Here is a 17,865-nt window from a genome sequence, read left to right as displayed (position 1 = left end):
GCAAGAAACTTTCACTGAAGTTTCAGCGCGGCTTTCGGGCACTGCGCCACCGCGTCCTCGACATCGCCGAGGCGGTCCTCCGCCACGTCGGCCGTCAGGATGTGCAGCTGGTCCTCGTCATCGAGTTCGAACACGTCGGGGGCGATTCCAACACAGATTCCGTTCGCCTCGCACAGATCCAGATCGACGCTGACCTTCATGGAAACTCCTTTACTGCGACTCTTCTCGAAGCCTACAAGCCCGCGCTGCCACGCGCGCCGCCATCGGCCGGATTCCTCGGCAATACTGGAACATGTTTCAGTCGATATGCAATCATCGGGACAAGCGAATCGAAGGACACGAGGTTTTGCCATGCGCATTGCGTACACGCCGCAGCAAGAAGAGCTCCGCGCCGAGTTGCGCGACTACTTCGCGCGGCTGATCACACCGGAGCGCCGGGCCGCGCTGAGCGCGACGACCGGTGAGTACGGGCACGGCAATGTCTACCGCGAGGTCGTCCAGGAGATGGGCCGCGACGGCTGGCTGACGCTGGCCTGGCCCAAAGAGTACGGCGGCCAGGACCGGCCGACCATGGATCAGCTGATCTTCACCGACGAGGCCGCCATCGCGGGCGCCCCGGTTCCGTTCCTCACCATCAACTCGGTGGCGCCCACGATCATGCACTACGGCAGCGAGCTACAGAAGAAGTTCTTCCTGCCCAAGATCGCCGCGGGCGAGCTGCACTTCTCCATCGGCTACTCCGAGCCGGGCGCGGGCACCGACCTGGCCAGCCTGCGCACCTCCGCCGTGCGCGACGGCGACGAGTACGTGATCAACGGCCAGAAGATGTGGACGAGCCTGATCGCCTACGCCGACTACGTCTGGCTCGCGGTGCGCACCGATCCGAGCGCCAAGAAGCACAAGGGCATCAGCATGCTCATCGTGCCGACCACGGCCGAGGGCTTCTCCTGGACGCCGGTGCACACCATGGCGGGCCCCGACACCAGCGCCACCTACTACCAGGACGTGCGCGTTCCGGTCAGCTCGCTGGTCGGCCAGGAGAACGGCGGCTGGGCGCTGATCACCAACCAGCTCAACCACGAACGCGTCGCGCTCACCTCGGCGGGGCCGCTGACCGTCGCGCTGAACCAGACCCTCGAATGGGCGCGCAACACCAAGGCGGGCGACGGCTCGCGCGTCATCGACCAGGAATGGGTGCAGCTGAACCTGGCCAAGGTGCACGCCAAGGTCGAGTACCTGAAGCTGCTCAACTGGGAGATCGCCAGCCGCGCCGACGCGGGCGGCGACGCGGCGCCGCGCCCGTGGGACGCCTCGACCTGCAAGGTATACGGCACCGAGCTGGCCACCGAGGCGTACCGGCTGCTGATGGAGGTCCTCGGCCCGCAGGCCTACCTGCGCCAGGACTCCCCCGGAGCCGAACTGCGCGGCCGCCTCGAGCGCTTCCACCGTGCCGCGCTGATCCTGACCTTCGGCGGCGGCACCAACGAGGTGCAACGCGACATCATCGCCATGACCGCCCTCCGCCAGCCCGCCGCCGCGCGCTGAGCAGAAAGCAGAGACCACCATGGATTTCACCCCCACCGAAGCTCAGCTCGACCTGGCCCGTCTGACCGGCGAGGTGTGCGGCAAGCTCGTCACCGCCGACCGGCTGCGCGCGCTCGACGTGGCGGGCCGGTTCGACGAGCCGCTGTGGAAGTCGTTGGCCGAGACCGGGATTCTGGCCGCGGCGCTGCCGGAGAACGTCGGTGGCAGCGGACTCGGCGCGCTGGAGCAGACCGCGGTGCTTCGCGAACTCGGCAAGTCGGTCGCCGCCGTTCCCTACCTCTGGTCGATCGTGGTCGGCGCGGGCGCGCTGGCGCGGTTCGGGTCCGAGAGCCAGCAGGCGCTTGCCGCTCAGGCGGGCGAGGGTTCGGCGATCTTGACCGCGGCGCTGGCCGAAGAGCACAACTACGAACCGGCCAAGCCGACCACCGTCGCGCGCGAGAGCGACGGCGGGTGGCGGCTGACCGGCGCCAAGACCACGGTGCCCCACGCCGATCGCGCGGCCCGAATCCTGGTGCCCGCCACGGTTTCCGGCGTGCCCGCGGTCTTCCTCGTCGATCCCGCCGACGCTTCGGTGTCGGTCACCGCGCAGCACGTAGTGGATCTCAGCGCGGAGTTCGGCGTCGAATTCACCGACACCCCTGCCGAATTGGTCGGCACCGTGGACGGCGGCGCGGAGCTGCTCGACTGGATCCTCACCCGCGCCTGGCTCGGGCTCAGCGCCCAGCAGTTGGGCACCGTCGAGAAGGCGCTGGAACTGGTCGCCGACTACGCGCGCGAACGCGAGCAGTTCGGCAAGGCCGTCGGCAGTTTCCAGGCGGTCGCGCAGCGTTTGGCCGACGCCTACATCGACGTGCAGGGCTTGCGCCTCGCGGTCACCCAGGCCGCATGGCGGCTCGCCGAGGACCTGCCTGCCGCCGAGGCCGTGCACACCGCCAAGTTCTGGGCCGCCGACGCGGGCCACCGCGTCGCCCACACCGTCGTGCATGTGCACGGCGGCGTCGGCATCGACCGCGACCACATCGTGCACAACTACTTCACCGCCGCCAAGCACAACGAATTCGCCCTCGGCGCCGCCACCGACCACCTCCGCGCCCTCGGCGCCCTCCTCGCCACCCCTTCCTGATCCCAGCGGCACAACCGCTCCCGGACATCGGCCCGTCGGCACAACCGACGGGCCGATCGTCGTTCCGGGGACCACCGGCAACGTCGTTTACTGAACTAATTCAGATAAGTGGCTACACTGGCGTCATGGCAGCGAAGAACTTCCCGTTCAGCGACTTGATCCGGAAGCAGACGTCCGTTTTCCCGGCACTCGAGAACGCCGACGTCATCCTGGAGCGTCGTGACGCGGAGAACCTGGTGCTGTCCAGGTCCGAGCGCTTCGAAGCCAAGGACACGGCCGTGCGACTGCTGGCGCGCACGATCGCGATCATCGCCAAGTCGAACCGCGGTCTCGCCGAAGAGGTATTCGCCGAGGAACTGCCGTGGCTCAAATGGCTACCAGAGACCGGCAGGAGCGAAGCGGTCACGGAACTACTCGACCATCTCATCGCCGGTGCGGACACCGGATTGTTCACACCGTTCGCACGCGACTTGATCGCCTGGCAGCACACGGCCGAGATCTACGCGCAGCCGGAATTGGCGCGGCAACTCGCAGGTTCCTTCGAGCTGTCGGACTTCGGTGAGGTGCCCCGACCCGGATCCGCGGAATGAAGCTGCGGAAGGGTGACGACGTACCGCGACCCCGTCCGTGGCGCGTCGTCGTACACAACCTCAACGCGGCACGGGGCTGGGCCGAATTGCTCGCCCAAGCTCCGAGCAATCTCGACCGAGCTTGGACCGACATCACCGCCGACCCGCGCAGTGTCACCAACCCGGCTCGCCAGCACCGGCTGAAGTACGACCTCGGCTCGGTCAAGGTGGGCGGCGCCGTCCTCGAACAATGGCAATACGAGATCACCAGCGGCGGGCGGATCTGGTACGCCATCGACGACGAGACCCGCACGCTGTACCTGACGCTCGCCGGCACCGGCCATCCCCGCCAAACCGACCGTCGCCGTTAGAGATCGAGGCGCGGGCGAAAGACGCACCGGCAGGGCTTCCGGTGGCCGACCGAAGGCTAGGCGGTGGGTGGGGTGGAGGTCAGGTAGCGCTGGAGGGTCGGGGCGATGTCGGCGATGAGTTGGGGTGGGGTCATGGCGACGACCGGGGGGAGCCGGAGGACGTAGCGGCACAGGGCCAGGCCGAGTAGTTGGGTGACGACGAGGCCGCTGCGGCGGGGAGCGTCGGCCGGATCGCCGAAGCGGAGGACCGCGGGGAGCACCTGTTCGGCGAAGACCGCCCGGAAGCGGTCGGAGACGGCGTCGTCGGTGATGGACGAGCGCAGCAGAATCAGCAGGACGGTGTTCTGCTGATCCTCCCAGATCGCGAGAAAGCGGCGGATCAGCAACTCGCCCAACGTGTCCGGCTCGGCGGCGGCCAGATCCGGCAGTTCGAGATCGATGTCGACGGCCGCCGCGAACAGCCCGTCCTTGCTGCCGAAATAGCGCATCACCATGGACGGATCGATGGCGGCGTCGGCGGCGATGGCGCGGATCGTGGCTTTGCGAAATCCTTCGCCGGCGAAACGCGCCCGCGCCGCCTCGAGAATCGCGGCGCGGGTCGCGTCGGAGCGACGTGCGGGGGGCTGATCAGACGACTCTGTCATGCCAACGATTGTAGGCCAACAACTGTTGACTTCCATGCGACCCCGGCTCTATCGTTATGCCAACAAGCGTTGGCCTACAGTTGTTGACATAGGAGCCAGTCATGAACGCCACCCCGCTCCCCAGCACCACCTCGGTACTCGTCGTCGGCGCCGGACCCGCCGGACTCACCGCCGCCATCACCCTCGCGGACGCGGGCGTCGACGTCGTCGTCCTGGACCGGCTCACCGAGGGCGCCAACACTTCTCGCGCGGCCGTGGTGCACGCGCGCACCCTCGAGGTCCTCGCCGAACTCGGTATCGCCGACGAACTGATCCTGCGCGGAATCCAGGTTCCGCATTTCACCGTGCGCGACGGCGCGCACACCCTCGCGACCATCGAGTTCGGCGACCTCCCGACCCCGTACCCGTACACCCTGATGACCCCGCAGGACACCACCGAGGCGGTACTGCTCGAGCGCCTGCACAAGGCAGGCGGCCGGGTGCACCGGCCGTACGTGGTCACCCGTGTCGTGAACGAAAAGGACGGTGTCACGGTCGAATACACCGATGCGGCGGGCGACGCGGGTGTCATTCGCGCCGACTACGTCATCGGCGCCGACGGCATGCACAGCACCGTGCGCGAGCACGCGGGCATCGGCTTCACCGGCGACACCTACCCGGCGTCGTTCGTCCTTGCCGACGTGCGGATGACGTGGCCGATCGCCAGAGACGAAGTAGCGCTGCACCTTTCGCCGGAGGGCGTGACTGTCGTAGCGCCGCTGCCCGACGCCGCGCAACCCGACCGGTACCGGGTGGTCGCCACGCTGGACGAGGCGCCCGAACACCCCACCGCCGACGACATTCAGGCGATCCTGGACGCGCGCGGCCCCGGCGGCGACATCCGAGTGCGGGAAGTGCTGTGGTCGTCGCGATTCCGTGTGCACCACCGGGTGGCCGACCGTTACCGCGCGGACCGGATCCTGCTGGTGGGCGACGCCGCTCACGTGCACAGCCCGGCGGGCGGTCAGGGCATGAACACCGGCATCCAGGACGCGGCCGCCCTCGGTCCGTTGCTCGCGCGGGTACTGGCGGGTGAACCGCAGGCGCTCCTGGACGAGTACGAAGCCACCCGCCGCCCGGTCGCTGTGGAGGTGGTGGCGTTCACCGACCGCATGACGAAGATGGCCACCCTGCGCCCGCGCGTCGCGCGGCTCGCGCGCAACACCGCGCTCTCGGCGCTGACTCGAATTCCCGCGTTCCGCGATCGCCTCGCCTTCCGCTTGGCCGAGCTGACGACCCGCTGATCGAAAGCAACTGTCGATCAGCGACTTCGATGGGCTGCCGGGATCGGGCAGCGGAACAACCGGACACGACGAAGGGCCGCCGCGATCTTCAACGCGGCGGCCCTTCCCGTATTACCGACTACTTGGCGCTCGCCTCGGCGTGCTCGTCCGCCGGACGCGCCTCGGTTTGAGCCTTGGCCCACCGGTAGTCCGGCTTGCCCGCGGGGGAACGCTTGATCTCCTCGACGTACCAGAGGCTGCGCGGGAGTTTGTAGGGGGCGATCTCCTTGGTCAGCACGGGGCGCAGATCCTCCAGGGTCGGGCGGTTGTCGCCGCGACACTGGACGACCGCGACGACGCGCTGGCCCCAGCGATCGTCGTCGACGCCGACCACCAGGGCGTCGAAGATCTCGGGGTGCGACTTGAGCGCGCCCTCGACCTCCTCGGGGAAGATCTTCTCGCCGCCGCTGTTGATGCTGACCGAACCGCGGCCGAGCATCGTGACGGTGCCGTCCTCCTCGACCCGCGCGTAATCACCGGGGATCGAGTAGCGAATCCCGTTGAACTCCTTGAAGGTCGCGGCGGTCTTCGCCTCGTCCTTGTAGTAGCCGAGCGGAATGTGCCCCTTGCGCGCGAGGATGCCGATCTGGCCGGATCCCGGCACCACCGGATTGCCCGCCTCGTCGAGCACCTCGGTGGAAGCGTCGATCTTGACCCGCGGGCCGCCGGTGTGCGCCTCGCCCTTCGTGACCATGCTGAGCCCGCCGAACCCGGTCTCGGAGGACCCGATCGAGTCGGTGATCATCCGGTTCGGCAGCAGATCGAGCAGCTTCTCCTTGATGGCGGGCGAGAAGAGCGCCGCGCTGCTGGCGATCGCGAACAGCGTCGAAAGGTCATACGGCTTTCCGGTTTCCGGGTTGCCCTCGATCAGCGCGTCCAGCATCGGCCGCGCCATGGCGTCGCCGGTGATGAAGATGAGGTTGATGCCGTGGCGGTCGATGTGCTGCCATACGCCGTGCCCGGTGAACTCCGGGATCATCACGGTCTTGCCGCCGCCGAACAGGCTCTGGAAGGTGGCCCACTGCGAGCCGCCGTGGATCATCGGCGGAATCGGGAACCGGGTCATCGGCGGGTTGGCCGCGCCGAGCTTGGCGAGATCCCATTCGTCGGGGACGTATTCACCGGTGAGGAAGTTGATGCCGCCACCGAGCACGCGCCACACGTCCTCCTGCCGCCACATCACGCCCTTGGGCATGCCGGTGGTGCCGCCGGTGTAGAGCATGTACAGGTCGTCGGGGGAACGTTCGCCGAAGTCGCGCGCGCCGGAGGACTGCGCGAGGGCCGCCTCGTATTCCACCGAATCCGCTGCGGTGGGGATCGTGCCGGTCGTATCGTCGTCCACGACGATGACGGTGCGCAGCTGCGAGGACGCGGCCCGAACCGCGGCCACTTTGTCGCTGTAGCGGCGCTCGTGAATCAACGCGACCATGTCCGAATTGTCGAAGATGTATTGCAACTCGTTCTCGACGTATCGGTAGTTCACGTTGATCATCACGGCGCGGGCCTTGAACACCGCGACCATGGCCTCGACGGCCTCGATGGTGTTGCGCGAGTAGATGCCCACCTTGTCGCCCGGCTGAACACCGTGTTCCAGCAGGTAGTGGGCCAGTTTGTTGGCGCGCTCCTCCAGCTGGGCGTAGGTCACCTCACGGCCGTCGTCGGCCAGCGCGACGCGATCGGGCATGAGGTCGATGGCATGTTCGACGAGGTCGGCTATGTTGTGGCTCACACGCTAAAAATAGAACGTGTTACTGTTCTTGACAAGGCTCGAAAGTCAGGAGAATCAGCAATGCCGCACTGCCTCGTCGAGAAGCGCGATCACGTTCTCATCGTCACCATGAACCGGCCCGAGGCCCGCAACGCGCTGTCGGCCGAAATGATGGCGATCATGCGCGACGCCTGGGACCAGGTGGACAGCGATCCGGAGATCCGGGTGGCGATCCTGACCGGCGCGGGCGGCGCCTTCTGCGCGGGCGCGGACCTCAAGGCGATGACCGCACAGCACCCCGGCGATTCGTTCAAGGGCGGCGGCTGGGATCTGTCCAAGATCGAGGCGCTGCTCAAGGGCCGCAGGCTCACCAAGCCGCTGATCGCGGCGGTCGAGGGCCCGGCCATCGCGGGCGGCACCGAGATCCTGCAGGGCACCGACATCCGCGTGGCCGGCGAGAGCGCGAAGTTCGGTGTGTCCGAGGCGCGCTGGGGCCTGTTCCCGCTCGGTGGCTCCGCGGTGCGCCTGGTGCGCCAGATTCCCTACACCGTCGCGGCCGACATCCTGCTCACCGGCAGGCACGTCACCGCGGCGGAGGCCAAGGAGATCGGCCTGATCGGGCACGTCGTCCCGGACGGCACCGCGCTGGACAAGGCGCTCGAACTGGCCGACCTGATCGCGGCCAACGGCCCGCTCGCGGTGCAGGCCATTCTGCGCACCATCCGCGACACCGAGGGCATGCACGAGGAAGAGGCCTTCAAGATCGACGCCGAACTCGGGACAGCGGTCTTCAAGTCGGCGGACGCCAAGGAGGGGCCGAAGGCGTTCGCGGAGAAGCGCAAGCCCACTTTCACCGGCAACTGAGCGCCGAATACGACTCGGCCCCCGGCGCGTTCGCGCTCGGGGGCCGCGTCGCGTCCGGGCGTCAGTTGGCGCCGGGGTAGTCCATCCAGAACGGCTCCCACTGGTGGCCGTCGGGGTCGATGAAGGTACGGCCGTGCATGCCGACCTGAGCCTCCTGCGCGCGCTTCTCCTCGTTCACTTCCTCGGTGGCGCCCGCGGCGACGGCGGCGTCGGTCAGCTGGTCGACCTCCTGCGCGCTGGACAGCGAGAGCGCGTAGGCGGCGGCCGTGGCCGAGACGGTGTCGGCGATCGGGCGCTTGCTGAAGGTGGTGAAGTATTCCCTGGTCAGCAGCATCAGGCAGATGTTGTCGTCGACGACGATGCAGGAGGCGTTCTCGTCGGTGAAGTCCTGGTTGACCTTCCAGCCCAGTGCCTCGTAGAAGGCCTTCGACCGGTCCAGATCGGTGACCGGAAGGTTGATGAAGATCATCTTGCTGCTCATGTTCTCGTCCTCTCGGGGCGCGTCGGCGTGTTCACAGGTAGAGACGGAGCCCGCGGCAGGAACTAATCGCTACCAGCGCCTGTGATCGCGGTCACGCTGTTTTCGGCCGATCTTGGTCCGGGTACCAGCGGGTTTTCGGGCCTGTTTTGTGTCGGTGTGCTGTGGCATGGTGGCACCCATGACCGACTCGTCCAGCCCGTCCACCACCCTCTCCCCCGACGTTCTCGCGTCGTTCGAGGGTCACCGGCGGGAGCTGTGCGCCTACGCGTACCGCATGCTCGGCTCGTCCTTCGAGGCCGAGGACGCGGTGCAGGAGACCTTCACGCGGGCGTGGAAGTCCTACGCCTCCTTCGAGGGCCGGGCCAGCCTGCGATCCTGGCTGTACCGCATCGCCACCAACGTCTGCCTCGACATGCTCGACGGCCCGCAGCGCCGCGCCAGGCCGATGGACCTCTCCGGCCCCGGCACGCCGGATTCGCCGCTGCCCCCGCCGCAGCCCGACTACGTCTGGATCGAGCCGATCCCCAACGCCCTTGCCTTCGGGGCGGATCCGGCCGAACACGCGGCGACCAAGGACACCCTGCGCCTCGCTTTCGTCGCGGCCTGTCAGCATCTGCCCGCGACCCAGCGCGCCATCCTGATCATGCGCGAGGTGCTGCGCTTCTCGGCGAGCGAGACCGCCGAGGCGCTGACCATGTCGCCCGCCTCGGTGAACAGCGCCCTCCAGCGCGCCCGCGCCACCATGTCCAAGGTGCAGCCCACCAGCACCGACGGCTACGACGAATCCGACGACGACCAGCGCAAACTCGTCGACGACTTCGTCGCCGCGTTCGAGGCCTACGACATGGACGCGCTGACCACACTGCTGAAAGCCGATGTGGCACTGTCCATGCCGCCCTTCGATCTCTGGATCTCCGGGCCGGAGAACGTGGCCGAGTTCATGCTCGGCACCGGTAGCGCTTGCGCGGGCTCGCGAATGGTGCGGTTGGAAGGGGCGAACGGTCATCCCGCGTTCGGGCATTACAAGCCGAGCGAGGAGCCGGGGGTCTTCGTGCCGTGGTCGATCACGGTGTTGGAGTTGGATGGGGAGACCATCGCGGGGCTGAACTTCTTCTTGGATACGGAGCGGTTGTTCCCGCTGTTCGGGCTGCCGATGGAGTTGCGGGACTGACTATCGACCCCCGCAACATTGGGAACTGTCTCCCCAACCACAGGCCCCGCACCCGAGAACCGCGACCCAGGGCCCCGACGCTCCCACACACCCGCCGAACGCCTCACATAGGCACCGCCTATGCGAGGCGTGTACAAGGTGTGTGGGACCAGCCAGACTCCGAACAACCCGGATGCAGGCGCATGGGGAAGGCTTCAGCGCAAGGACTGAGGCCGCCTAGGCGAATCAGCGGCGGCTCCGCAATTCACGACGCGGGCACGTAGCGCTCTCGGAGTTTGCGCTTGTACAACTTCCCGTTGGGGTCCCGGGGGAGCTCCGCGAGGTAGTCGATCGACCGCGGCATCTTGTACTTCGCCAACTGCGTTGCCGCGAAAGCGAGTAGTTCCTCGGTAAGCCCGTCGCCGACCTCCACCCCGTCCGCGGGCTGGACCACCGCCTTCACCTCCTGCCCCCAATCGGGATGCGGGATACCGAAAACCGCCACGTCCGCGACCTTCGGATGCGTGACGAGGACGCTCTCGATCTCGGCCGGGTAGATGTTCACCCCGCCGGAGAGGATCAGATCCGAGCGCCGGTCGCAGAGGTAGAGGTAGCCGTCCTCGTCGAGGTAGCCGATGTCGCCGACGGTGAACAGGTCGCCGACTCGCGCGTCCTCGGTCTTGGCCTTGTCGTGGTGGTATTCGAAGCTGGAGGCGCCCATCTTCATGTACACCAAGCCCGTTTCGCCGGCGGCGACCTCGCTGCCGTCCTCCTCGCTGAGCACCTTGATCACCGACCACGGCCACGCCTTGCCGACCGAGCCGGGCTTGCGCAGCCAGTCGGCGCCGTTGATCACCGTGCCGCCGCCTTCGGTCGCCGCGTAGTACTCGGTGACCGTCGGTCCCCACCACTCCAGCATCTGGCGCTTGGTCTCCTGCGGGCACGGCGCCGCGCCGTGCACCATGCTGCGCAGCGAGGTGACGTCGTACTTCGCGCGCACCTGCGCGGGCAGCGCGAGCAGCCGGTGGAACTGGGTGGGCACCATGTGGCTGTGGGTGACCCGGTACTTGTCGATCAGGCGCAGCATCTCCTCGGGTTCCCACTTGTCCATGAGAACGAGCGTGTGCCCCAACTGGATCGAGATTGTCGCGAAGTTCAGCACCGCGGTGTGGTACAGCGGCGAACCGCAGATGTGCACGTGATCGTCGTAGGGCGCGAGCTCGAACAGGCCGAAGAAGGCGGTGGTGTGCGGCGGGACGACGTCGGGGTCGGCGCCGGTGAGCGGACGCCGAACTCCCTTGGGCCGGCCCGTGGTTCCCGAGGTGTAGAGCATCGGCGCGCCGGTGGCGCGCTCGGACGGACGACCGGTGTCGGCCGCGCCGAGCCAGGCCACCGACTTGAAGCCCTCGATCTCGCCGACCGAAAAGCGCGCCGACGCAGGCAAACCGGCCTCGTCGGCCGCCGCCTTGGCCGCGGCGGCGAACCGGTCGCTCGCGATGAACGCCTTGGCCTCGCTGTCCTGCAGGATGTAGGCCACCTCGGGACCGGTGAGGTGCCAGTTCACCGCCACGATGTACAGGCCCGACTGGTAGGCCGCGAAGTAGGCGGCGACCGCCTCGACGCAGTTGTGCACCATGCTGACCAGCACGTCGCCGGTCCGCAGGCCGAGGGCGCGCAGCCCGTTGGCGTAACGGTTGGCGAGTGTGGCCAGTTCGCGATAGGTCACCTCCCGGCCCGAGGGATCGACCATGGCGATCCGATCGGGTTCGGCGTTCGCGATGTTCCACAGACCGAGAATTTGCACTGACTCTTGCACAGGGGGACGGTGCGGAGGCGGAGCCGAGGGGGTGGGTGAGGCAGTCACCTCATTGAATCTAGAACGCGTTCTACTGATCGACAAGGGGTGCGAGTCGGTCCAATTGCGCCAGATCCGGAACCGACACCAGCATCATGGTGACACCCGCGGCCTCCCAGACCTTCAATTGCTTCCGCACATGCTCCTCGTCGCCGATGATGGCGGTGTCCAGAATCAGCTCGTCCGGGACGACGGCCGCCGCCTCGGCCTTCTTGCCCGCCTGGAACAGCTTGCCGATCTCGTCGACCTCGCGGTCGTAGCCCATCCGGCGGTAGACCTGGGCGTGGAAGTTCAGCTCCGGAGCGCCCATGCCGCCGATGTAGAGCGCCATGATCCAGCGCATCTTCTCCAGCTCCGCGGCGGGGTCGTCGGTGATCACCACCTGGCAGCTGGCCGCGATCTCGAAGTCCTCGCGCGACCGGCGAGCGCCCGCCCTGGCAAACCCCTCGTCGAGCCAGTCGTTGTACATGTTCGCCAGGCGCGGCGCGTAGTAGATCGCCAGCCAGCCGTCGGCGATCTCGGCGGTGAGGGCCACGTTCTTCGGCCCCTCCGCGCCGAGCCAGATCGGCAAATCCGCACGTAGCGGGTGCACGATCGGCTTGAGCGGCTTACCGAGCCCGACCGAACCCGGCCCGGTGTAGGGCAGCGGGTAGTGCGGGCCGTCGCTGGTCACCGGCGCCTCCCTGGCGAGGATGCGGCGGATGATGCCGACGTACTCGCGGGTGCGCTGCAAGGGCTTGGCGAACGGCTGCCCGTACCACCCCTCCACCACCTGCGGACCGGAAACCCCGAGCCCGAGGATCGCCCGGCCGCCGCTGAGATGGTCGAGGGTCAGCGCGTGCATCGCGGTCGCCGCGGGCGTGCGTGCCGACATCTGCACCACCGAGGTGCCAAGCCGCACCCGCTCGGTGGACGACCCCCACCAGGTGAGCGGACCGAAGGCGTCCGAGCCCCACGATTCCGCGGCGAACACGGCGTCGAATCCGGCTTTCTCGGCCGCGACGACCAACTCCCCCGCATTCTGCGGCGGCTGCGCCATCCAATAGCCGAGCTGCAATCCGAACTTCATGATCGTCCCTTTCCGAGCAACGTCCCTTGCCACCAGAATAAGAACCTGTTCTACTCGATAGCGTGACCAAGGGGAATACCGCGTCCAGCGTATTCACGGGTGGGGGCCCGACGGGATGAGCACCGCCGCGAGCTGGCGGGACGAACCCGCCCTGGCGCGCGGCGCGACGACGGCCGCCGGAACAGCGGCGGGTGATGAACAGCTGAGAGAGGGTCGGAATTGGACACCAGCACGGCACCCGATGTGCTGAGCGCCCCGCTGCGGGCGCGATTCGACTACACACGGTCGGTGGGACCGACCATCGGCCGATTCCTGACCGGTCTGCGGAGCCGCAAGGTGGTCGGCGTGCGCGGGACGGACGGCCGGGTTCTGGTGCCGCCGCCCGAATACGACCCGGTCACCAGCCTGCCGCTGACGGAGTTCGTCGACGTCGCCGACACCGGCGTCGTCACCTCCTGGACCTGGGTGCGCGAGCCGCTCCCCGGCCAGCCCTTCGACCGGCCCTTCGCCTGGGCGCTGATCCAGCTGGACGGTGCGGACAGCAGCATGCTGCACGCCGTCGACGTCGCCGGACCGGACCAGATGCGGACCGGCATGCGGGTGCGCGCGCGGTGGGCCGAACAGACCGAGGGCACCATCAAGGACATCGTCTGCTTCGAGCCGGGCGAGCAGTCCACCGCCGAGCCCGTCACCGAGAGCGGCGAGCCGGTGACGATGATCGTCACGCCGGTCGACCTTTCCTACAAGCACACCGCTTCCCCGCAGGAGACCGTCTACCTGCGCGGACTCGCCGAAGGCAAGCTGATCGGCGCGCGCACCGACGCCGATGGCAAGGTGTACTTCCCGCCGCGCGGGGCCAACCCGACCGACGGCAGGCCGACCGACGACTTCATCGAGCTGTCCGATCACGGCACGATCACCACGTTCTGCATCGTGAACGTGCCGTTCCTCGGGCAGCGCATCAAACCGCCGTACGTCGCGGCCTACGTGCTGCTGGACGGCGCCGACATCCCGGTTCTGCACCTCGTACTCGGTTGCGAGGCAAGCGAAGTACGGATGGGCATGCGCGTGAAGGCGGTGTGGAAGCCGCGCGAGGAGTGGGGTCACGGTCTGGAGAACGTCGACCACTTCGAGCCGAGCGGCGAGCCGGACGCCGATTACGAGACCTACAAGCACCACCTGTGAGAGGCGCTTACGTTGACTGACAACGCCACCGACATCGCGGTCGTGGGCTTCGCCCACGCGCCGCACGTGCCGGAGACCTTCGGCACCACCAACGGTGTCGAGATGCTGGTGCCCTGCTTCCAGCAGCTCTACGCCGACCTGGGCATCACCAAGTCCGACATCGACTTCTGGTGCTCGGGCTCCTCCGATTACCTTGCCGGACGCGCCTTCTCGTTCATCTCGGCCGTCGACGCCATCGGCGCCGTGCCGCCGATCAACGAGTCGCACGTCGAGATGGATGCCGCGTGGGCGCTGTACGAGGCGTTCGTGAAGCTGAAGTCCGGGCAGGCCCGCACCGCGCTGGTCTACGGCTTCGGCAAGTCCTCGGCGGGCACGCTGCGCCAGGTGCTCACCATGCAGCTCGATCCGTACCTGGTCACTCCCCTGTGGCCGGACGCGCTGTCCATCGCGGGTCTCCAGGCCCGGGCCGGTCTCGACGCGGGCCGCTGGACCGAGCGCGACATGGCCGCGGTCGCGGCGGGCGACTCGGGTGACGTCGAAAGCCTGCTCGCCACACCGTATGTGGCCGATCCACTGCGCGCGCACGACTGCGCGCCGATCACCGACGGCGCGGCCGCCATCGTGCTCGCGGTCGGCGATCGCGCCCGCGAATTGTGCGAACGGCCCGCCTGGATCACCGGCATGGCCCACCGCATCGACACCCCCGTGCTCGGCGCCCGCGATCTCACCGTCTCCCCCTCGACTTCGGCTGCGGCGCAGGCGGTTACCGGCGGCGACCTGAGCGGCTTCGATATCGCCGAATTGCACGCGCAGTTCAGCCACCAGCAGCTGATCCTCACCGAGGCAATCGGATTGAAGCCGGAGACCACGGTGAATCCGTCGGGCGGCGCGCTGGCCGCCAACCCGATGTTCGCGGCGGGACTGGAGCGCATCGGTTTCGCGGCCGAAGCCATCATGGCGGGCAACGCCAACCGCGCACTCGCCCACGCCACCAGCGGCCCCGCGCTGCAGCAGAATCTTGTGACCGTTTTGGAGGCGCAGGCATGACCGTTCCGGCCGCGGTGCTCGGCACCGGACAGACCCATCACGTGACGAAACGAACCGACGTGTCGATGGCGGGCATGTGCCGCGAGGCAATCGATCGCGCGCTCGCCGACGCCGGGCTCACCATCGCCGATATCGACGCGGTCGTGGTCGGCAAGGCGCCGGACCTGTTCGAGGGCGTCATGATGCCCGAACTGCACATGGCCGATGCGCTGGGCGCTTCAGGAAAGCCGCTGCTGCGCGTGCACACCGCCGGTTCGGTCGGCGGTTCCACCGGCGTGGTGGCCGCCAACCTGGTGCAGGCGGGTGTGCACAAGCGGGTGCTCGCGGTGGCCTGGGAGAAGCAGTCGGAGTCGAATGCCATGTGGGCGTTGTCGATTCCGGTGCCGTTCACCATGCCGGTCGGCGCGGGCGCGGGCGGCTACTTCGCGCCGCACGTGCGTTCCTACATCCGCAGGTCGAACGCCCCGACCCACATCGGCGCGATGGTCGCGGTGAAGGACCGGCGCAACGGCGCCAAGAACCCGCTGGCCCACCTCCGGCAGCCCGACATCACGCTGGAATCGGTGCTCGCCTCGCAGATGCTGTGGGATCCGATCCGCTTCGACGAGACCTGCCCGTCCTCGGACGGCGCCTGCGCGATCGTCATCGGCGACGCGGAGGCGGCCGCGGCGGTCGAGGCCGAAGGCAAGAAGGTCGCCTGGGTGCACGGCACGGCGATGCGCACCGAGCCGACCACCTACGCCGGGCGCGACCAGGTCAACCCGCAGGCGGGCCGAGACGCGGCCGCCGCGCTCTGGAAGGCGGCGGGCATCACCGATCCGCTCGAGGAGATCGACGCGGCCGAGATCTACGTTCCGTTCTCCTGGTTCGAACCGATGTGGCTGGAGAACCTCGGTTTCGCGGCGCAGGGCGACGGCTGGAAGCTCACCGAGAAGGGCGAGACCGAGATCGGCGGACGCATCCCGGTGAACCCCTCGGGCGGCGTGCTCTCCTCCAACCCGATCGGCGCGTCCGGCCTCATCCGGTTCGCCGAGGCCGCCAAGCAGGTGATGGAACGGGCGGGCGACTACCAGGTCGATGGCGCGCGCAAGGCCATGGGTCACGCGTACGGCGGTGGGTCGCAATACTTCTCGATGTGGGTTGTCGGTTCGGAGAAGCCGGAATGACCGCCACCGAGCACCCCGCGCGCGCCGCCGGACTCGCCTCGCAGACGGCGGTGCGGGCACGAGACAAGGACGGCTGGCTCGATCTCTTCGCGACCGACGGGATCGTCGAAGACCCCATCGGCCCTTCGGGTTTCGATCCGGAGGGCAAGGGGCACCGCGGGCGCGACGCGATCGCGGCGTTCTGGGACAAGGCGATCGCGCAGACCGAATCGATCGAGTTCCTGTTCGACGATTCCTTCGCCTGCGGCAAGGAAGTGGCCTTCACGGGCACCATCCGCACCCGCATCGGCGGTCATGAGATCGACGCCGAGGGCGTGTTCACCTACAAGGTCGACGACGCGGGCAAGATCGTCGCTCTGCGCGCGTTCTGGGAAGTCGACCGGGCCATGTCGACCACCCGGCGCGTCGACTGATACCTGCTGCCCTTCCCTGCAGCACACGAAAGGCCCTCGAACCGGCTGGGTACTCCGGTTCGAGGGCCTTTCTCGTCCGTCAGTGCGCGACGGGACAGCCGCCCGTCTTGTAGTCGACCTGGAATTCCTTGATTCCGTTCAGCCAGCCGGAACGCAGCCGCTTCGGGTCGCCGAGCTTGGTGATGTCGGGCAGGTGGTCGGCGATGGCGTTGAAGATCAGGTCGATCTCCAGGCGGGCCAGGTTCGCGCCGATGCAGAAGTGCGCGCCGGTGCCGCCGAAGGACAGGTGCTGGTTGTCCTTGCGGGTGATGTCGAACTTCATCGGGTTCTCGAAGACGTCCTCGTCGAAGTTGGCCGACCGGTAGAGCATCACCAGCCGCTGGCCCTTCTTGATCTGCACGCCGCTGAGTTCGGTGTCCTCCAACGCGGTGCGCTGGAAGGAGGTGATCGGGCTGGCCCACCGGATGATCTCGTCGGCGGCGGTCGCCGGGCGCTCCTTCTTGAAAAGCTCCCACTGATCGGGGTTGTCCAGGAAGGCCATCATGCCCTGGGTGATCGCGTTGCGGGTGGTCTCGTTGCCCGCGACGGCCAGCAGGATGACGAAGAAGCCGAACTCCTCCTCGCTGAGCTTGTCGCCGTCGACATCGGCCTCGATCAGCGTGGTGACGATGTCGTCGGCGGGGCAGGCCTTGCGCGCGACGGCCATCTGATAGGCGTAGCCGAGCACCTCGGCGGAGGCGGCCACCGGGTCGGCGTCGTTGTCCGGGTCGTCGTAGCCCGTCATCTGGTTCGACCAGGCGAACACCTTCATCCGGTCTTCCTGCGGCACGCCGATCAGCTCGGCGATCGCCTGCAGCGGCAGCTCGCACGCGACCTGGGTGACGAAGTCGCCCGCCCCCGACGCGGCCGCCCTCTTCACGATGTCCTCGGCCCGGGCCGAGAGCTCGGCGCGCAGGCCGTTGATGGCGCGCGGGGTGAAGCCGCGCGAGATGATCTTGCGGAGCTTGGTGTGCTCGGGCGCGTCCATGTTGAGCAGCACGATGCGCTGCAGCTCGATCTGCTCGCGGGTGATGTCGTCGTTGAAGCGTGGGATCGCGGTGTTCTCGAAGCTGGAGAACACATCGCTGCGCCGCGAGATCTCCTTGACGTCGGCGTGCTTGCTCACCACCCAGAAGCCGTCGTCGTGGAAGCCACCGGTTTCGGGTGACTGCGGGTTCCACCAGATCGGCGCGGTCTTGCGCAGCTCGGCGAACTCTTCGACCGGAATTCGCTCGGCGTAGATGTCCGGGTCCGTGACGTCGAACCCTTCCGGCAGATTCGGGCGGGCGTTCCGAGTCTCAACCACCAGATGTC

General features: G+C 67.9%; 18 protein-coding genes. 11 read left to right on the top strand and 7 right to left on the bottom strand.

The window, feature by feature from the left end; all coding sequences use genetic code 11:
- Positions 1–11: 11 nt before the first annotated feature.
- Positions 12–200 carry a ferredoxin gene (locus tag T333_RS05725; protein WP_141807579.1) on the bottom strand — a complete coding sequence of 63 codons (189 nt, stop codon included), beginning with the start codon at positions 198–200 and terminating at the stop codon, positions 12–14.
- Positions 201–351: 151 nt separating this feature from the next.
- Between T333_RS05725 and T333_RS05720 the strand changes: the two genes are divergently transcribed.
- The 4 genes from T333_RS05720 (at position 352) to T333_RS05705 (ending at position 3,608) form a co-directional block, all read left to right on the top strand.
- Complete coding sequence (locus tag T333_RS05720; RefSeq protein WP_496423842.1) at positions 352–1,545, top strand: acyl-CoA dehydrogenase family protein; 1,194 nt, start codon at positions 352–354, stop codon at positions 1,543–1,545.
- A 19-nt stretch (positions 1,546–1,564) separates the two neighbouring features.
- Entirely contained in the window at positions 1,565–2,668 is a 1,104-nt protein-coding gene (locus T333_RS05715) for an acyl-CoA dehydrogenase family protein (protein WP_355000360.1), read from the top strand.
- Positions 2,669–2,793: 125 nt separating this feature from the next.
- Positions 2,794–3,258: a hypothetical protein gene (locus T333_RS05710; protein WP_496423841.1), complete on the top strand. Its 465-nt coding sequence runs from the start codon at positions 2,794–2,796 to the stop codon at positions 3,256–3,258.
- Positions 3,255–3,608: a hypothetical protein gene (locus tag T333_RS05705; RefSeq protein WP_496423840.1), complete on the top strand. Its 354-nt coding sequence runs from the start codon at positions 3,255–3,257 to the stop codon at positions 3,606–3,608. Before T333_RS05710 ends, T333_RS05705 begins: the two co-directional genes overlap by 4 nt.
- A gap of 56 nt (positions 3,609–3,664) precedes the next feature.
- Here T333_RS05705 and T333_RS05700 read toward each other — a convergent pair whose 3' ends face one another.
- Complete coding sequence (locus T333_RS05700) at positions 3,665–4,252, bottom strand: TetR/AcrR family transcriptional regulator (RefSeq protein ID WP_496423839.1); 588 nt, start codon at positions 4,250–4,252, stop codon at positions 3,665–3,667.
- A gap of 101 nt (positions 4,253–4,353) precedes the next feature.
- On the opposite strand from T333_RS05700, the gene T333_RS05695 reads away from it, so the two are divergent.
- Complete coding sequence (locus T333_RS05695) at positions 4,354–5,535, top strand: FAD-dependent monooxygenase (RefSeq protein ID WP_496423838.1); 1,182 nt, start codon at positions 4,354–4,356, stop codon at positions 5,533–5,535.
- A gap of 118 nt (positions 5,536–5,653) precedes the next feature.
- Here the strand turns inward: T333_RS05695 and T333_RS05690 are convergent, their stop codons facing one another.
- On the bottom strand, positions 5,654–7,303 hold the full coding sequence (locus T333_RS05690; protein ID WP_355000364.1) for an acyl-CoA synthetase: 1,650 nt from the start codon (positions 7,301–7,303) through the stop codon (positions 5,654–5,656).
- A 60-nt stretch (positions 7,304–7,363) separates the two neighbouring features.
- On the opposite strand from T333_RS05690, the gene T333_RS05685 reads away from it, so the two are divergent.
- Entirely contained in the window at positions 7,364–8,146 is a 783-nt protein-coding gene (locus T333_RS05685; protein WP_355000365.1) for a crotonase/enoyl-CoA hydratase family protein, read from the top strand.
- A gap of 61 nt (positions 8,147–8,207) precedes the next feature.
- On the opposite strand, the gene T333_RS05680 is transcribed toward T333_RS05685, so the two are convergent.
- A complete protein-coding gene (locus tag T333_RS05680) occupies positions 8,208–8,627 on the bottom strand; it encodes a VOC family protein (protein ID WP_067791250.1) in 420 nt (139 codons plus the stop codon).
- Positions 8,628–8,805: 178 nt separating this feature from the next.
- Between T333_RS05680 and T333_RS05675 the strand changes: the two genes are divergently transcribed.
- On the top strand, positions 8,806–9,798 hold the full coding sequence (locus T333_RS05675) for a sigma-70 family RNA polymerase sigma factor (RefSeq protein WP_357246361.1): 993 nt from the start codon (positions 8,806–8,808) through the stop codon (positions 9,796–9,798).
- Positions 9,799–10,042: 244 nt separating this feature from the next.
- On the opposite strand, the gene T333_RS05670 is transcribed toward T333_RS05675, so the two are convergent.
- Together T333_RS05670 and T333_RS05665 are read right to left on the bottom strand one after the other, a co-directional pair.
- Entirely contained in the window at positions 10,043–11,593 is a 1,551-nt protein-coding gene (locus tag T333_RS05670; protein ID WP_496423837.1) for an acyl-CoA synthetase, read from the bottom strand.
- 70 nt (positions 11,594–11,663) lie between these two features.
- Entirely contained in the window at positions 11,664–12,701 is a 1,038-nt protein-coding gene (locus T333_RS05665) for an LLM class F420-dependent oxidoreductase (RefSeq protein WP_355000369.1), read from the bottom strand.
- 219 nt (positions 12,702–12,920) lie between these two features.
- Here T333_RS05665 and T333_RS05660 point away from each other — a divergent pair, with 219 nt between their 5' ends.
- From T333_RS05660 to T333_RS05645, 4 genes are read left to right on the top strand one after another with little or no spacing between them, the layout of a single operon-like run.
- Positions 12,921–13,886, top strand: a complete 966-nt coding sequence (locus tag T333_RS05660; protein ID WP_496423836.1) for a Zn-ribbon domain-containing OB-fold protein — start codon at positions 12,921–12,923, stop codon at positions 13,884–13,886.
- A gap of 12 nt (positions 13,887–13,898) precedes the next feature.
- Positions 13,899–14,933 carry a thiolase family protein gene (locus T333_RS05655; RefSeq protein WP_357246370.1) on the top strand — a complete coding sequence of 345 codons (1,035 nt, stop codon included), beginning with the start codon at positions 13,899–13,901 and terminating at the stop codon, positions 14,931–14,933.
- The gene (locus T333_RS05650; RefSeq protein ID WP_355000372.1) at positions 14,930–16,099 is read left to right on the top strand and encodes a thiolase family protein; all 1,170 of its coding nucleotides are present in this window, start codon (positions 14,930–14,932) and stop codon (positions 16,097–16,099) included. The genes T333_RS05655 and T333_RS05650 overlap by 4 nt, the downstream gene beginning before the upstream one ends.
- Positions 16,096–16,512: a nuclear transport factor 2 family protein gene (locus T333_RS05645; RefSeq protein WP_496423835.1), complete on the top strand. Its 417-nt coding sequence runs from the start codon at positions 16,096–16,098 to the stop codon at positions 16,510–16,512. The genes T333_RS05650 and T333_RS05645 overlap by 4 nt, the downstream gene beginning before the upstream one ends.
- 79 nt (positions 16,513–16,591) lie before the next feature.
- Here T333_RS05645 and T333_RS05640 read toward each other — a convergent pair whose 3' ends face one another.
- Positions 16,592–17,857 carry a cytochrome P450 gene (locus T333_RS05640; RefSeq protein WP_357246377.1) on the bottom strand — a complete coding sequence of 422 codons (1,266 nt, stop codon included), beginning with the start codon at positions 17,855–17,857 and terminating at the stop codon, positions 16,592–16,594.
- Positions 17,858–17,865 lie beyond the last annotated feature (8 nt).

The organism is Nocardia sp. CNS-044, assembly GCF_059570515.1.
This window is presented reverse-complemented; position numbering and strand designations above follow the sequence as displayed.

What these genes read in the sequence shown, in the direction of transcription:
- T333_RS05645 (WP_496423835.1), top strand. Translation starts at nt 16,096, where the DNA reads ATGACCGCCACCGAGCACCCCGCGCGCGCCGCCGGACTCGCCTCGCAG.
- T333_RS05720 (WP_496423842.1), top strand. Translation starts at nt 352, where the DNA reads ATGCGCATTGCGTACACGCCGCAGCAAGAAGAGCTCCGCGCCGAGTTG.
- T333_RS05650 (WP_355000372.1), top strand. Translation starts at nt 14,930, where the DNA reads ATGACCGTTCCGGCCGCGGTGCTCGGCACCGGACAGACCCATCACGTG.
- T333_RS05685 (WP_355000365.1), top strand. Translation starts at nt 7,364, where the DNA reads ATGCCGCACTGCCTCGTCGAGAAGCGCGATCACGTTCTCATCGTCACC.
- T333_RS05705 (WP_496423840.1), top strand. Translation starts at nt 3,255, where the DNA reads ATGAAGCTGCGGAAGGGTGACGACGTACCGCGACCCCGTCCGTGGCGC.
- T333_RS05680 (WP_067791250.1), bottom strand. Translation starts at nt 8,627, where the DNA reads ATGAGCAGCAAGATGATCTTCATCAACCTTCCGGTCACCGATCTGGAC.
- T333_RS05725 (WP_141807579.1), bottom strand. Translation starts at nt 200, where the DNA reads ATGAAGGTCAGCGTCGATCTGGATCTGTGCGAGGCGAACGGAATCTGT.
- T333_RS05675 (WP_357246361.1), top strand. Translation starts at nt 8,806, where the DNA reads ATGACCGACTCGTCCAGCCCGTCCACCACCCTCTCCCCCGACGTTCTC.
- T333_RS05715 (WP_355000360.1), top strand. Translation starts at nt 1,565, where the DNA reads ATGGATTTCACCCCCACCGAAGCTCAGCTCGACCTGGCCCGTCTGACC.
- T333_RS05700 (WP_496423839.1), bottom strand. Translation starts at nt 4,252, where the DNA reads ATGACAGAGTCGTCTGATCAGCCCCCCGCACGTCGCTCCGACGCGACC.
- T333_RS05695 (WP_496423838.1), top strand. Translation starts at nt 4,354, where the DNA reads ATGAACGCCACCCCGCTCCCCAGCACCACCTCGGTACTCGTCGTCGGC.
- T333_RS05665 (WP_355000369.1), bottom strand. Translation starts at nt 12,701, where the DNA reads ATGAAGTTCGGATTGCAGCTCGGCTATTGGATGGCGCAGCCGCCGCAG.
- T333_RS05710 (WP_496423841.1), top strand. Translation starts at nt 2,794, where the DNA reads ATGGCAGCGAAGAACTTCCCGTTCAGCGACTTGATCCGGAAGCAGACG.